The sequence below is a fragment of the Poritiphilus flavus genome, from assembly GCF_009901585.1.
GTDB classification, from domain to species: Bacteria; Bacteroidota; Bacteroidia; order Flavobacteriales; family Flavobacteriaceae; genus Poritiphilus; species Poritiphilus flavus.
Window position 1 is genome coordinate 350,863 of record NZ_WXYO01000008.1, and the last position, 13,639, is coordinate 364,501.

At 45.2% G+C, this 13,639-nt stretch carries 12 protein-coding genes; 4 read left to right on the forward strand and 8 right to left on the reverse strand.

The features are described from left to right. Nucleotides 1-50: 50 nt before the first annotated feature. Nucleotides 51-320, reverse strand: a complete 270-nt coding sequence (gene rpsO / locus GTQ38_RS18725; RefSeq protein WP_161437087.1) for a 30S ribosomal protein S15 — start codon at nucleotides 318-320, stop codon at nucleotides 51-53. A gap of 167 nt (nucleotides 321-487) precedes the next feature. Here rpsO and GTQ38_RS18730 point away from each other — a divergent pair, with 167 nt between their 5' ends. Further along, nucleotides 488-1,351, forward strand: coding sequence for a hypothetical protein (locus tag GTQ38_RS18730; RefSeq protein ID WP_161437088.1), 864 nt, complete (start codon nucleotides 488-490; stop codon nucleotides 1,349-1,351). Nucleotides 1,352-1,409: 58 nt separating this feature from the next. On the opposite strand, the gene accD is transcribed toward GTQ38_RS18730, so the two are convergent. From accD to tamL, 3 genes are read right to left on the reverse strand one after another with little or no spacing between them, the layout of a single operon-like run. Next, nucleotides 1,410-2,270 carry an acetyl-CoA carboxylase, carboxyltransferase subunit beta gene (accD, locus tag GTQ38_RS18735; RefSeq protein ID WP_161437089.1) on the reverse strand — a complete coding sequence of 287 codons (861 nt, stop codon included), beginning with the start codon at nucleotides 2,268-2,270 and terminating at the stop codon, nucleotides 1,410-1,412. 29 nt (nucleotides 2,271-2,299) lie between these two features. Then, nucleotides 2,300-3,367, reverse strand: a complete 1,068-nt coding sequence (gene fbaA, locus GTQ38_RS18740) for a class II fructose-bisphosphate aldolase (protein WP_161437090.1) — start codon at nucleotides 3,365-3,367, stop codon at nucleotides 2,300-2,302. Between the two features lie 59 nt (nucleotides 3,368-3,426). After that, nucleotides 3,427-6,015 (reverse strand): translocation and assembly module lipoprotein TamL, encoded by a 2,589-nt coding sequence (gene tamL / locus GTQ38_RS18745; RefSeq protein WP_161437091.1) that lies wholly within the window; start codon nucleotides 6,013-6,015, stop codon nucleotides 3,427-3,429. Nucleotides 6,016-6,039: 24 nt separating this feature from the next. On the opposite strand from tamL, the gene GTQ38_RS18750 reads away from it, so the two are divergent. Next, on the forward strand, nucleotides 6,040-6,777 hold the full coding sequence (locus GTQ38_RS18750) for an RNA methyltransferase (protein ID WP_161437092.1): 738 nt from the start codon (nucleotides 6,040-6,042) through the stop codon (nucleotides 6,775-6,777). Here the strand turns inward: GTQ38_RS18750 and porT are convergent. Both porT and ubiE read right to left on the reverse strand, forming a co-directional pair. Then, complete coding sequence (gene porT, locus GTQ38_RS18755) at nucleotides 6,764-7,462, reverse strand: type IX secretion/gliding motility protein PorT/SprT (protein ID WP_161437093.1); 699 nt, start codon at nucleotides 7,460-7,462, stop codon at nucleotides 6,764-6,766. The two genes, GTQ38_RS18750 and porT, sit on opposite strands and share 14 nt — an antisense overlap. 2 nt (nucleotides 7,463-7,464) lie before the next feature. Then, the gene (gene ubiE / locus GTQ38_RS18760) at nucleotides 7,465-8,193 is read right to left on the reverse strand and encodes a bifunctional demethylmenaquinone methyltransferase/2-methoxy-6-polyprenyl-1,4-benzoquinol methylase UbiE (protein ID WP_161437094.1); all 729 of its coding nucleotides are present in this window, start codon (nucleotides 8,191-8,193) and stop codon (nucleotides 7,465-7,467) included. 221 nt (nucleotides 8,194-8,414) lie between these two features. On the opposite strand from ubiE, the gene trkA reads away from it, so the two are divergent. Both trkA and GTQ38_RS18770 read left to right on the forward strand, forming a co-directional pair. Then, nucleotides 8,415-9,764, forward strand: coding sequence for a Trk system potassium transporter TrkA (gene trkA, locus GTQ38_RS18765; protein WP_161437095.1), 1,350 nt, complete (start codon nucleotides 8,415-8,417; stop codon nucleotides 9,762-9,764). Between the two features lies 1 nt (nucleotide 9,765). Next, complete coding sequence (locus tag GTQ38_RS18770; protein ID WP_161437096.1) at nucleotides 9,766-11,256, forward strand: TrkH family potassium uptake protein; 1,491 nt, start codon at nucleotides 9,766-9,768, stop codon at nucleotides 11,254-11,256. A 1-nt stretch (nucleotide 11,257) separates the two neighbouring features. Here GTQ38_RS18770 and GTQ38_RS18775 read toward each other — a convergent pair whose 3' ends face one another. Together GTQ38_RS18775 and GTQ38_RS18780 are read right to left on the reverse strand one after the other, a co-directional pair. After that, nucleotides 11,258-12,442 (reverse strand): pyridoxal phosphate-dependent aminotransferase, encoded by a 1,185-nt coding sequence (locus GTQ38_RS18775; RefSeq protein WP_161437097.1) that lies wholly within the window; start codon nucleotides 12,440-12,442, stop codon nucleotides 11,258-11,260. Nucleotides 12,443-12,454: 12 nt separating this feature from the next. After that, the gene (locus tag GTQ38_RS18780) at nucleotides 12,455-13,558 is read right to left on the reverse strand and encodes a fatty acid desaturase family protein (protein WP_161437098.1); all 1,104 of its coding nucleotides are present in this window, start codon (nucleotides 13,556-13,558) and stop codon (nucleotides 12,455-12,457) included. Nucleotides 13,559-13,639 lie beyond the last annotated feature (81 nt).

A 13,639-nucleotide genomic window follows, 5' to 3' on the forward strand; every position in this document is an offset into this window, starting at 1 on the left:
GAGGACTTGGTATGTATAAAAATGGGGAAGCAAAGCTTCCCCTTAAAGATTTATTTTCTGATGTTCAGTTCTTTGATCAAAGCCCTGTACTTCTCAATATCTTTCTTTTTCAGGTAATCCAGAAGACTTCTTCGCTTTCCTACCAGTTTAACCAGGGAACGCTCAGTATTAAAGTCTTTTTGATTCTTTTTTAAGTGCCCTGTCAGGTGATTGATCCGGTGGGTGAACAATGCGATCTGACCTTCTGTTGATCCGGTATTGCTTTCGGATCCGCCGTGTTTCTTAAATATCTCGGCTTTGATTTCTTTAGTTAAATACATTCCAATATTATATTAAATGATTTTTATGTATTTGATTGATTTTCAATCAGGGCGCAAAGATAAGAATTATTTTATAACAGGGCGAAGATAAATTTTTTTTGAGGCAGAATTAAACCTTTTCCGATTGTGGGGGTCAAAGCAACACAAACGTTAAAAAAAGTGTAATTATGAAAAAGCGTCTCAAAAAAATGAACTTTGCGGCTCTAGTGCTGCTGGCCCCCATCTTTTTTGCCTCATGTGATAGAGATGAAACTGCTGATGATCCGATCCAGGAACAGCAAACTTTTGAAGTTGCAGAACTTCAGGCAAGTGATGAATCCGAGCAGATCTCCGAAGAGATCCTAAGTATTGGTGAGGATGTTTACGCCACGGATGAGATCTCTGTTAGCTCAAAAGGTTATGCTTCGGACTTCCTTCCGGATTGCGTTACCATTACCACTGTGGTCACGGATTCTACCAAAGAGAAAACCATTGATTTTGGAGAAGGTTGTGAACTTCCCAATGGAAATATCTTAAGCGGTATCATTTACCTTAGTTATCTGAAGGATATGGAAATGGCTTCCAAGTCATTGAGCCTGTCCCTGGAAAACTTCACGTTTAATGGTGTTGCGGTAGAAGGATCAGCTTCGATTGAGCGTGTGCGTTCCAATGAAAATGGAAATCCACAGTCGGATGCCATGGCTGATTTCAGTGGAACCTGGCCTGATGGAACCACTGCCAGTTTTAACGGAAACCGAACCCGTGAATGGATAGAAGGTTTTGGTAGTGGATTTTGGGGAGATAATGTTTTTCTCATCACCGGTAAGGCAACTTATGTCGGGCAGCAGGGAAATACCCATGTCAGGGAGGTTATTACTCCATTAAGACGTGAAATGGCCTGTAGGTTTATCGTAAGCGGCGTTCTCGAGATCAGCAGAAACGATCTTACCGCCAGCCTCGATTTTGGCGATGGGACCTGCGATGCCAAAGGGGAACTGACTTACCCGGATGGCAGCACGGAAGAGATCTTCCTCAGAAGATTTCTCAAATAAAATTGCTTTGAATCTGTTGAGAACCCTAATGCCGGTCAGCCCCGGTCTTAGGGTTTTTTTAGTTTCGTATGGGTAGGTTCTGGATAAGGTCGATATAAAGATTGATCTTCCTTTTCAAATCGCTTCTGTGTGAAATAAAATCCAGGAATCCGTGTTCCTGAACGAATTCCGCGGTTTGAAACCCTTCCGGCAATTCTTTTCCGGTAGCTTCTTTTACAACACGAGGGCCTGCAAAGCCTATCAGGGCTCCTGGTTCCGAAATATTAATGTCTCCCAGCATGGCGTATGAAGCTGTGGTCCCACCTGTGGTCGGATCTGTACAAAGCGATATATACGGTATTCCCGCCTCTGCCAATTGCGCCAGCTTTGCAGATGTTTTAGCAAGCTGCATCAAAGACAATGCTGCTTCCATCATTCGGGCCCCTCCGGACTTGGAGATCATAAGAAAAGGGATCTTGTGTTTAATGGAGTAGTCAATGCCCCTGGCAATTTTCTCACCTACTACACTTCCCATGGATCCGCCTATAAAACTAAAATCCATGCAAGCGATCACCAGGTCTTTTCCCATGGATTTTCCAACCGCGGTGCGCACGGCGTCTTTCAGGCCGGTCTTGTTTTGAGCCGCCTTCAGCCGATCCGAATATTTTTTGGTATCCTCAAACTTCAGTGGGTCCTTTGAAGAGAGTTTGCTGTCCAGTTCCTTGAACTTGTCATCGTCAAAAAGGATCTCGAAATACTCTTTACTGCCAATCCTTACGTGGTAATCGTCTTCAGGGCTAACGTAAAAGTTTTTGGCCAGTTCCTCGGATTCGACGATCTTCCCCGTAGGCGATTTGTACCAAAGGCCTTTAGGGGTGTCTTTTTTCTGCTCAGTAGCGGTCTGAATTCCCTTCTCCTTTCTTTTGAACCATGCTGTCATAGTGGAAACCTGTTAAAGTTGTCAGCTTATTAAAGCGTATTTACATTGTTTAGGTCTTCGAAAGCTTTCTTGAGCCTTTCAACAAAGGTCTTTTCGCCTTCTCTGAGCCAAACACGAGGGTCGTAATTCTTCTTGTTGGGCTGGTCTGCACCATCAGGGTTACCTATCTGAGATTGCAGATAAGGACCCTTATCCTGGACATAATCCCGTACACCTTCCATGAACGCGTACTGAAGATCAGTATCTATGTTCATTTTGATGACACCGTAGCCTATTGCTTCCCTTATCTCTTCTACTGTTGAGCCGGAACCACCGTGAAAAACAAAATCGATATGGTTGTGTTCCACCCCGTATTTCTCCGTGATGTATTCCTGAGAATTCTTGAGGATCTTTGGGGTAAGTTTTACATTACCTGGCTTGTATACACCGTGTACATTACCAAAAGCGGCCGCGACCGTAAAACGATGACTCACTTTAGATAGCTCCTCATAGGCATAAGCCACCTCTTCAGGCTGGGTATACAGTTTGGAATCGTCCACATCCGTATTATCAACTCCATCTTCTTCACCTCCGGTGATACCCAATTCTATTTCAAGGGTCATGTTCATTTTGCTCATTCGGGCCAGATATTCCTTGCAGATCTCTATGTTTTCTTCGATAGGTTCTTCGGAAAGATCGATCATATGGGAGCTGAAAAGAGATTTTCCCGTAGCTGCAAAATGTTCTTCGCTGGCGTCCAATAGCCCGTCTATCCAGGGCAGTAATTTCTTGGCACAGTGGTCTGTATGCAGTATAACTGTTGCTCCATAGGCCTCGGCAAGCTGATGGACATGTTTTGCCCCGGCAATTGCTCCTTGTATGGCAGCCTTTTGGTTTTCGTTGGATAGCCCTTTTCCGGCATTGAACTGGGCACCTCCGTTAGAGAACTGAATGATAACAGGGGAATTGATGCTTGCAGCTGTTTCCAAAACACTGTTTATAGTGTTTGAACCGATAACGTTTACAGCCGGTAGCGCAAATCCTTTTTCCTTGGCATAGTTAAAGATCTCCTGGACCTCATCGCCGGTTGCAACTCCGGATTTTATCGAATGGGACATAATTTTCAGGTCTATTGGTTTGAATTAAAGATGAGGCAAAAGTAATAAAATAATTAGGTCTAAAAAGGATAATTTATCCCTATTTGGAGTTCTCCGTTGGCAAAATTATAGTCTGTAAACCATCTACGGGAAGGGTCAAGAGCGGGGTTATAGGTCTTGAATCCAAAATCTACCCGAAACACGAAATAGGTAAAATCATAGCGCAATCCCATTCCGGTTCCCAGCGCTATATCCGCAAGGGAAGCGAAATCATTGAGGGTGGCATCCGGATCGTCCACATCATCCCAAACGTTCCAGATATTTCCCGCATCGGCAAACAAAGCTCCTTTAAAATCCCCCACAATAGGAAAGCGGTACTCCAGGTTTAAAGCGATCTTGAGGTTTGCTTCGTTAAAATCGTTGACGTTCCTGGTGCTTCCCGGTCCAAGAGAATATGGGTTCCAGGCTCGGTTGTCATTAGATCCACCTGCAAAGTAACTACGGATAAAGGGGATGTTGTCTGAATTGCCATAGGGTACCGCGACCCCAAAAAAGCTTCTGAAGGCGAGCACCTGCCCTCTGGACAGGTCCCAGTGCTTGATATAGTCGAATTCCGTTTTTACATATTGGGAGAACGGCACACCAAATACCAGGCGATCCCCTGTGTCACTCATTTCAAAAGGAATGATATTGGAAACTCCCGCCAGCAGGTTACCGGCGCTTTCCAGTTTAAATCGGAATTGATAAAAGCTGTTGTCGTTAATGTCTACCCGATTGTTCTTACTAAAGGTGTAATTACTGGCGAATACCAGGTTATTCTCGGTAAGCCTAACCCTTCTTTCTTCAATCCTGCTCACGTCCCGGAAAGTTTCGGAATCAGTTGGTACAAGACCGTCGTCCAAAATGGCCTCAGTAAAACCAGTGGTCCCTTCAGGAATGATCAACCGGGGATCGTCTGAGCCCTCAGGGGTTTGATAAAAATCGCTTAAAGTGGGTTCGTCCTCAAAATCATCCGCGATCTCATCCAATCGGTCATAAGTGCTTTGATAGACGTTAAAGAAACGGTCCGGATTTACATTCCTCACGTATTGTATATTCAACAACTCCACCGTATGCCTTTTAAAATCCGTTGGAGACCAATTAAAGCCATAAACATTGTTAAAGGTCTGCCGGTCTAATCCTATATTCTTTTGAAAGCTCGTTCCCGTGGCAATTCGGCTCTGGGGAAGCATATAATAAGGAATGATCTTTTTGGTGTTTAGGAATGGGAACCAGATCCTTGGAAAGGTCAGGTTGATATCCCCCCTGATCTCTGAAAAGAAATCTTCCGGCAGGGACTCATCGCTTAGCAACCCAAATGTACCCCCTGCTGAGAGGCTCAGAGTTTCTGCCCCGGCAAAGACATTTCTGGTGATCAGTGAGGTGCTGAAACCCACGCCCAGACGCTGAATGTTGGAATGGGTTACGTCCAGATCAAGACCAAGGGAATATTTAGGCCTGGGAGCGAGGTAGATATTTGAAATGAGTCTGGTTTGAGTAGGATCTTCTATAAACTCAATGTTCGGATACCTGAAGGTATTAAGGTTAGTGATCTGCCTGTAAGTCCTTAGCCTGTCCAGATCCCGGTAGAGACTGTCTTTATCCATAAAAACGGCATCTGTCAGGGCTTTGGGTTTATACCGCAGCTTGTCCTTATAGTAAATGGTGTAATTTTCATAATCAAGGGACTGCAGGCTGTTGATGTCCACATCAAAATTATAATCGGCAAAGATGTTTATCTTTTCAAAATAGTGAACTTTGTATTCCCTTGAAGATACAATGGTATCTCCACGGCTTCTCAGGTTGTCAATATTGAGTTCCACATCCATTTTTTGATCGTCCCGTAACAAAGAAGTATCCCTAAGAATGTCATAGGTTATAGAACTCTCTTGGAAATTATGCACCCCCGAATTTCGGAACAGGCTGGTCAGCCTTTCGCGTTCCAGGTTGAAATCGACCAGGTCAAATTGCTTCCCTTCCTTGATAAAGGAGTCCTCCCGGTGCAGCTCGTATATGGAATCAATTGCCGGAGAGGCGATCTGTCTGGACAGGGAATCGATATAATAGGGTTTTCCCAGTGCCACATTATAATTGACCTCCGCTCTTTGTTTTCTCCCGGTAGGAACCAAATCATAACTGGTGGTATTGTTAAAGTACCCCTTACTGCCATAATAAGCGCTCAGCCGCTGGAGGGACTTCCGGACTCTTGCCGTATCAATAACAGCGGGTGGTTCCCCGATACTCTTTAGCCATTCGCTGGCCCCCTTTACAACAAAGGATTCCCCCAGCCTGTCTACCTGTTTCCTGGAAAGTAAATTTATCCAGCGCTGTTCTCTTTTTGGTTTTCTGTGCAACCAGGCCTGGTATGAAGAATCCGGGTTTTTTTTGGCCAGATTGTACAGGTGTAATCGCAGTGGGAAACCAAAAACATGGCTGTTGGGCTCCTGTGCGATCAGACTTTGGATATCCTCATCCACTACCTTCTCTTCATCGGCAAAGACGTTGTTTTTGGTAAGTAGCAACTCGTCTTCCTCTACCCGTTTCAGCGCATTGCAGGAAGTGATTATAACAGCTAGCGATAATACCCCTATTTTTGTAATGCCTATGTTAAAACGCCAACGGGTGTTCATAGAAGCCAAAAATACATTATTTGAATGGTTGTTAAAAGTCAAACAAAACTTATAAAAAACCTACAACAAAAAAAGTACCGAAATGTTCATGGGCTGTTTGTAGTTGAAGGAATAAAGACGGTAAATGAGCTTTTAGACTCCTCTTTTAAAGCGTATAAGGTATTTGCGATCAATCCGGAACTTTTTGGACAAAAGACCGATAAATTGGAAAAAATTTCGGCTGGGGAACTCAGGAAATTAAGCAATCTCAAAACACCTAACGAGGTATTGGGTGTATTTGAGATCCCTCCTGCAAAGCCATTGAACTTTGATCAATGGATAGTGGCTCTTGATACAGTACAGGATCCCGGAAACCTGGGGACCATTATCCGCCTTTGTGACTGGTTTGGGATTACTCAGCTGCTGTGCTCAAAGGAGACGGTAGACTGCTACAACCCCAAAGTGCTTCAGGCGACAATGGGCTCCATTAGCAGGGTAAATGTGGTTTATGAAGATCTGTCAGAGATCTTTGGAGATACCCATCTACCGGTATATGGAACCTTTATGAATGGCCATAGTGTGTACGAGGAGAAATGGCCGGAAGCCGGGATCTTACTGCTGGGAAATGAGGCCAATGGCATATCCTCCGGGCTACATTCGTTTATCCATAAAAAGATCGGGATCCCCCAGTTTGGAGAAAATACCGCTGAAAGTCTCAACGTGGCCACGGCCGCGGCCATATTTATGAATGAGATTAAAAGGGTGGGGGTTATTCAAAAGTAAAGTTCACGAAGATGCCCCGGGTTACCATGGCATCTATATTCCCGGTCCAGGGACTGTTCGGATCATTGTCTCTAACCAGTTCGTCATTTATAGCAAAAACCCCCCGTATCGATGGCGAGAATTTGAAGTATTCCGTATAAAAATCGATTCCGAACCCCAACTCGTAGTTGAAAACACTTTTTTTCATTCTAAAAGTACCACTACTGTTATCGTCCAATGCGGTTTCATTGCTTCCCAGGTTCATTGATGCTGAGACTCCTCCAATAATAAAGGGTTTCCAGTTGCCCAGACGCCTGGTACTCACTTTCAGTAGCAGCGGAAAGTTGATGTAGGTTGACCGCACTTCGCGAATAGCGTCATTGGCATCGTCAAATCCGGGAAAGCCAAGATCTCTTTGGGTATAGAAGAGCCCGGGCTCAAAGCGCAGGTCCAGGAACTCGTTGATACGCATCTCTCCGATCAGACCAACATTAAAGCCCAGGGTCTTATTGACCAGAATATCCGGAAGGTCATTGGCATATTCAAATTTGAAGTCGTATTGATTGAAACCGAGATAATATCCCCAATTCAAAAATGCTTTGTCCTCATTCTCCAGATTAATGATGGGCTTTTCATTAAACTGTGCGGCAGAGGGAAGCGGTAAAAGCAGGGCGAGGCCCAATACGGCAAACACTAAATATTTCATTCCTATTTTCTGGCTATATAGATGGTGGCCACTCCAAAGGTCTGTGGCCGGTTCTCCATAGCTATAAACCCGATTTTGCCTAAAATATTGTTGAATTCCTTACCATATGGAAAAACCGATGCTGATTCGCTGAGATAGGCGTATGCCGAACGGTCTTTTGAGAAGATTTTTCCTATTTGCGGGAGTATGTAGCGGGTATAAAATCGATATCCCTGTTTAAAAGGTGTTTTTGTAGGTACTGAGGTCTCCAGTACTACTAGTGTTCCCCCGGGTTTCAATACTCTATAGATCTCCGATAGCCCCTTTTCCAGGTTCTCAAAGTTGCGTACTCCAAAGGCTACAGTGGCGGCGTCGAAGCTGCCGTCTTCAAAGGCCAGGGCTTCGCTGTCTCCTACCAGCATTTCCACGGTATTGTCCAATCCTTTTTCGTTGACCTTGGTTTTACCCACTGCCAGCATACCCGGTGAAATATCCAGCCCTACGATCTTATCGGCCCCGGTTTGGACCAGTTGAATTGCAAGATCGCCGGTTCCGGTGGCGATATCCAGCACAGACTTGGGATTTTCTTTTTTAACCAGTGCAACCACTCGCTTGCGCCATTTTACGTCAATACCGAAGGAAATGACCCGGTTAAGACCGTCGTAGCTGCCGGAGATGGTATCAAACATTTTGGTCACCTGCTCCTTTTTCCCGAGCTCGGAATCCTTGTAGGGGGTAACTTTTTTAGCCACTGCTATAAAATTTTGGCAAAGATACTACAATAGATAAGTAAAGCGGCAATTTCAAGCCTGTGCATTTGCAGTTAAAAATTAGCTGCTTACAACAGAAATTTGCGTAATTTTGCTCCCGCAAAACTTTGCTAACCCTCACTGGATGAGCATAGAATGCTTAACGGCAGGGTCCAAATCCGTTCCCCACAGGTTCGGCCTATGAAAATTAATGTACTCGATAGATGAAGATCATAATAGCAGGTGCCGGTGAAGTAGGCTTTCATTTGGCGAAACTGCTCTCCTACGAATCTCAGGAAATTACACTTATAGATACGAATAAGGAAAGTCTGGCCCACGCGGATACCCATCTTGATATTCGTGTCCTGAGAGGTGATGCCACTTCTGTTTCCGTGCTCAGGGATGCCAAAGTAGAGACTTCGGACCTGGTTATTGGAGTAACCGCCTCTGAGACTACCAATATTACTTTATGCATGCTGGCAAAGCAATTGGGATCTAAAAGGACCATTGCCAGGATCTCCAACACAGAATTTGTAGACAATCGGGAATTGATCAAATTTCCCGAATTGGGTATTGATGAGCTGATCTCCCCTGAGGAGCTTGCCGCATCGGAAATTCAGTTGTTATTGAATCAGTCCGCTTTCAACAATACTTATGAATTTGAGGAGGGTCTGCTGATCATGGTTGGGGTATCCCTTCCTAAATCAGCTCCATTTGTTGGGAAAATGGTCAAAGAAGCGGCGCAGATCTTTCCTGGGCTGCATTTCATGCCCATAGCTCTGCAACGCAAAGGCACCCAGTATACCCTGATCCCCAGGGGAGACACTGTTTTTAAAGATGGAGACCAGGTTTATTTTGTAACGGACAGCACCGGAGTGGATGAACTCTATAAGCTTACCGGAAAAAAGAAGGAAGAGATCAAAAACGTCATGATCCTGGGAGGGAGTAAGGTTGGTTTCAAAACGGCCCGCGACCTTTGCGATAAGAAATTCAATGTAAAGCTCATAGAAAAGGACAAGGCCAAGGCCTTTGAAATTGCAGATGGCTTGCCGAATGCCCTGGTGATCAACGGGGACTGCCGTAATGTGGAGTTGCTGGAGGAGGAAAGCCTGGATTCCATGGATGCGTTTATCGCGGTTACCGGGAATTCAGAGACGAATATTATGTCCTGCCTGGTTGCCAAGTCCAAAAAGATCAAGAAGACGATAGCGCTGGTTGAGAATATGGATTATTTTCAATTATCCCAGTCCATCGGAGTGGATACCCTGATCAACAAAAAACTGCTTGCAGCCAACAACATTTTCCGCTACATCCGAAAGGGTGAGGTGGTGGCTCTTACCCGACTGAATAATCTCAATGCGGAAATACTGGAGTTTATCGTGAAAGCCACTTCAGAGGTAACCGGTAAGATCATTCGAGAGTTAGACTTTCCGAGGACCGCCATCATAGGCGGTGTCATTCGCGATGGCAAGGGGATTATTGCCCTGGGGGATTTTGAAATTAAAGAGGGGGATAGAGTGGTGGTCTGCTGTTTGCCGAGATCCATTCCGCGTATAGAAAAGCTCTTCCTCTAGTATGGGTCTTAACTCCAAAATAATCTTTCATCTTATGGGGCTGCTGTTGCTTTGCAACGGCGCTTTTATGCTCTTGGCAGCCCTGGTCAGTGGTATTTATAATGACGGGGTCACTCTGGATATCACCCTGGCGGCTATTACTACCCTCTTTGTGGGTGTTCTGGCCATGTTCTATACCCGGGGCCATAAAAAAGAGGTAAAGCGAAAAGAGGGTTACATCATCGTCACCCTTGGATGGCTGGTGATGTCCATTTCAGGGATACTGCCCTATATTTTTTCTGGAGCCATCCCTGATGTTACCAATGCTTTTTTTGAGACAATGTCCGGATACACTACTACTGGGGCATCCATACTGGAGGATATTGAAGCCCTACCGGAAGGTATTCTCTTCTGGCGAAGCCTTACACACTGGATAGGAGGTATGGGGATCATTGTACTGGCCATAGCCATTTTACCTTTGTTGGGAATTGGGGGGATGCAGTTATTCGCGGCAGAGGCTCCGGGCCCAAGCGCTGATAAGTTACACCCCAGGATTACGGATACGGCTAAGCGTCTCTGGCTGATCTACTTTGGATATACGGCGGCTGAGACCCTACTTTTAAAGCTTGCGGGAATGTCTTTTTTTGACGCCCTGAACCACTCCCTGGCCACGCTTTCCACAGGTGGTTTTTCCACTAAAAATGCTAGCCTGGCGTATTGGAACGGAGAGCCTCTTATCCAATATATTGTGATCTTTTTTATGTTCCTGGCCGGGAGCAATTTTGTACTGAGTTATTTCGCATTCAAAGGAAAAGTTCAGCGCGTTCTGCGCGATGAGGAGTTTAAGACCTATGGTATTTTTATTTTGATATTTACCATTATAGCGGCCCTGGTGATCTATACCAAGGCCAATGTGCCGGTCTCTGAATACCACCCCATGGTTTCCGGGCCAGGCGAAAGCGCTTTCCGGCATGCGCTGTTCCAGGTAGTTGCCGTAGTTTCGACCACAGGATTTGTGACGGCCGACTTTACAGGATGGACTCCCTTCCTTACCGTATTCTTTTTCGGTTTGATGTTCCTCGGCGGGTCTGCCGGTTCTACGGCCGGTGGGATCAAAGTCATGCGCCATATGCTGATCATCAAGAACGGTTTACTGGAATTTAAGCGTACCCTGCACCCGAATGCCATTATACCGGTTCGTTTCAATAATAAAACGGTTACGGAGCATATCGTGTATAATATCATCGGCTTCTTTGTACTATACATGCTGTTGTTCATTATCGGGGCCCTGGTCCTGAGCTTTATGGGACTGGACTACATTTCCGCGGTAGGAGGAGCCGCTTCTTCCCTGGGTAATGTAGGCCCGGCACTGGGCAGCCTGAATCCGCTCAGCAATTTTAACGGCCTGCCTATGTTAGGGAAATGGTGGTGTGCATTTCTGATGCTCGCGGGAAGGCTGGAGCTCTTTACAGTGCTGATCCTGCTTACTCCGTATTTCTGGAAACGGACCTAGACTATAGTACAGACTTTATCCTTGCGATCGCTTCACGCAACTCTTCTTCAGAAGCAGCATAGGATATTCTTATACAATTCGGATTTCCGAAAGCTTCTCCGGTTACGGTGGCTACATTCGCTTTTTCCAATAAGTACATTGAAAAGTCCGAGGCATTATTGATAGTGACTCCCTGAAGTGTTTTTCCAAAGAAATCGGAGATATCCGGAAAAACGTAAAATGCACCCTCTGGCACATTGACCTTAAATCCATCAATCTCACCTAAAAGTCCAAGCACAATGTCCCGACGCTTGTGAAATTCGTCGATCATAAATTGGATCTTGCTTACCGGGGCCTCAAGGGCAGTGATCGTAGCCCGTTGTCCTATGGCATTAGCGCCGCTGGTTACCTGGCCCTGGAATTTTGTACAGGCTTTTGCGATCCATTCGGCCGCACCGATATAGCCTATTCTCCATCCCGTCATGGCAAAGGCCTTGGATACCCCGTTCACAGTTATGGTACGCTCGTACATACCGTCAATTCCGGCTATACTCACATGCCCGCCTTTGAAGTTGATATGTTCGTAGATCTCGTCTGAGACTACATAGATGTCCGGGTATTTTCTCAAAACCGCTGCCAGGCCTTCCAGTTCTTCCTTACTGTAAACTGATCCGCTGGGATTACAGGGAGAACTGAACCATAGCATTTTGGTTTTGGGAGTTATGGCTTCTTCGAGCTGCTCCGGAGTCATTTTGAAATCCGTGGCGATACTGGTGGGAACCTGAACAGGAACCCCTTCGGCCAGTTTTACAATATCGCTATAGCTCACCCAAAACGGAGCTGGTAAGATAACCTCATCTCCTTTGTTTAGCATGATCATGGCTACATTGGCAAGTGATTGTTTTGCACCCGTAGAGACCACAATTTGTTTTATGGAATAGTCCAGGTTGTTATCCCTTTTGAATTTCTTGGAGATAGCCTGCTTGAGATCCGCATAACCGTCTACCGGGGAATAGCTGCTGTAGTTGTCATCTACCGCCTGTTTAGCGGCTTCCTTGATGAAATCCGGGATATTGAAATCCGGTTCGCCCAAACTTAGACCTATGATATCTTTACCTTCATTTCTTAGTTCCCTCGCTTTTGCGGCCATAGCCAGTGTGGCCGATGTAGACATGTTCTTTATTCTATCGGACAGTTGGTTACTCATTTTCAAATTCCTTTACTGGTATTGCAGCACCGGCTTTTTACCGAGCTCCTTTAAATGCTTGAAGTGCGAAATTATAGCTTTTCTGGTGGTTTTGTATTCGTTGTAGGGCAAATTAAACTCTTTTGCCGTTTGTTTCACAATTTTCGAAATTTTTGTGTAGTGTATGTGGCTGATATTTGGAAAAATATGATGTTCAACCTGGTGATTGAGCCCGCCGGTGAACCAGTTTACAATACGGTTTTTGGTCCCGAAATTTACTGTAGTGGCCAACTGGTGAATGGCCCAGGTATTCTTCATGGAGCCATCTTTTTCCGGAAGCGGGGTTTCCGCCTCGTCCACAACATGCGCCAACTGGAATACCACACTCAGGATTACCCCGGCTACGTAGTGCATAATAAAGAATCCAAGCAGGATCTTCCACCAGGCAATATCCAGAAACAACATTGGGATAACTATCCATATGAGAACGTAGATCAACTTGGTGGCTACTAATACACTCCAGTTCACAAAGGGATTGGGAAACCTGCCGTATGAAAGCTTGCGCTTGGTGTAGCGATACATTTGCATGAAATCCGTGGTCACCGCCCAGTTAAAAGTGAGCAGGCCGTATAGGAAAACAGAATAATAGTGCTGAAATTTGTGAAAACGATACCACTTGGCATGTTTGGAAAACCGCAATATCTTTCCAGCCTCCAGATCTTCATCGTGGTTGTGGATATTGGTATAGGTGTGATGCAGTACATTGTGTTGAACCTGCCAGTTGTAGACATTGCCCGCCAATATATAAATGGTGCTTCCCATGATCTTGTTCACCCACTTTTTGGTTGAATAGGACCCGTGATTCCCGTCATGCATAACATTCATACCAACTCCTGCCATGCCAACGCCCATGACCATGGTAAGCAGAAGGTTGATCCAATTCGGAAGATTAAGGGTTAAGATCAGGAAATAGGGGGTAAGAAATAAGGCGAACATTACCGCCGTCTTTAGATAAAGCCTCCAATTGCCTGTTTTCTTTATTCCGTTTTCCTTGAAGTATTCGTTTACCCTTCTGTTTAATGTTCTGAAAAACTGGGCGGAGTCCTTTCTCGAGAACCTAATGGTCTTATTATCCATACAAACGCGTTTTGACGGCTAGGCTATAAATATAACGGTTAAAATTGCAATTTAATACTCCCATGCGAAAGTACTACTTTT

What these genes read in the sequence shown, in the direction of transcription:
- rpsO (WP_161437087.1), bottom strand. Translation starts at nt 320, where the DNA reads ATGTATTTAACTAAAGAAATCAAAGCCGAGATATTTAAGAAACACGGC.
- GTQ38_RS18730 (WP_161437088.1), top strand. Translation starts at nt 488, where the DNA reads ATGAAAAAGCGTCTCAAAAAAATGAACTTTGCGGCTCTAGTGCTGCTG.
- accD (WP_161437089.1), bottom strand. Translation starts at nt 2,270, where the DNA reads ATGACAGCATGGTTCAAAAGAAAGGAGAAGGGAATTCAGACCGCTACT.
- fbaA (WP_161437090.1), bottom strand. Translation starts at nt 3,367, where the DNA reads ATGTCCCATTCGATAAAATCCGGAGTTGCAACCGGCGATGAGGTCCAG.
- tamL (WP_161437091.1), bottom strand. Translation starts at nt 6,015, where the DNA reads ATGAACACCCGTTGGCGTTTTAACATAGGCATTACAAAAATAGGGGTA.
- GTQ38_RS18750 (WP_161437092.1), top strand. Translation starts at nt 6,040, where the DNA reads ATGGTTGTTAAAAGTCAAACAAAACTTATAAAAAACCTACAACAAAAA.
- porT (WP_161437093.1), bottom strand. Translation starts at nt 7,462, where the DNA reads ATGAAATATTTAGTGTTTGCCGTATTGGGCCTCGCCCTGCTTTTACCG.
- trkA (WP_161437095.1), top strand. Translation starts at nt 8,415, where the DNA reads ATGAAGATCATAATAGCAGGTGCCGGTGAAGTAGGCTTTCATTTGGCG.
- GTQ38_RS18770 (WP_161437096.1), top strand. Translation starts at nt 9,766, where the DNA reads ATGGGTCTTAACTCCAAAATAATCTTTCATCTTATGGGGCTGCTGTTG.
- GTQ38_RS18775 (WP_161437097.1), bottom strand. Translation starts at nt 12,442, where the DNA reads ATGAGTAACCAACTGTCCGATAGAATAAAGAACATGTCTACATCGGCC.
- GTQ38_RS18780 (WP_161437098.1), bottom strand. Translation starts at nt 13,558, where the DNA reads ATGGATAATAAGACCATTAGGTTCTCGAGAAAGGACTCCGCCCAGTTT.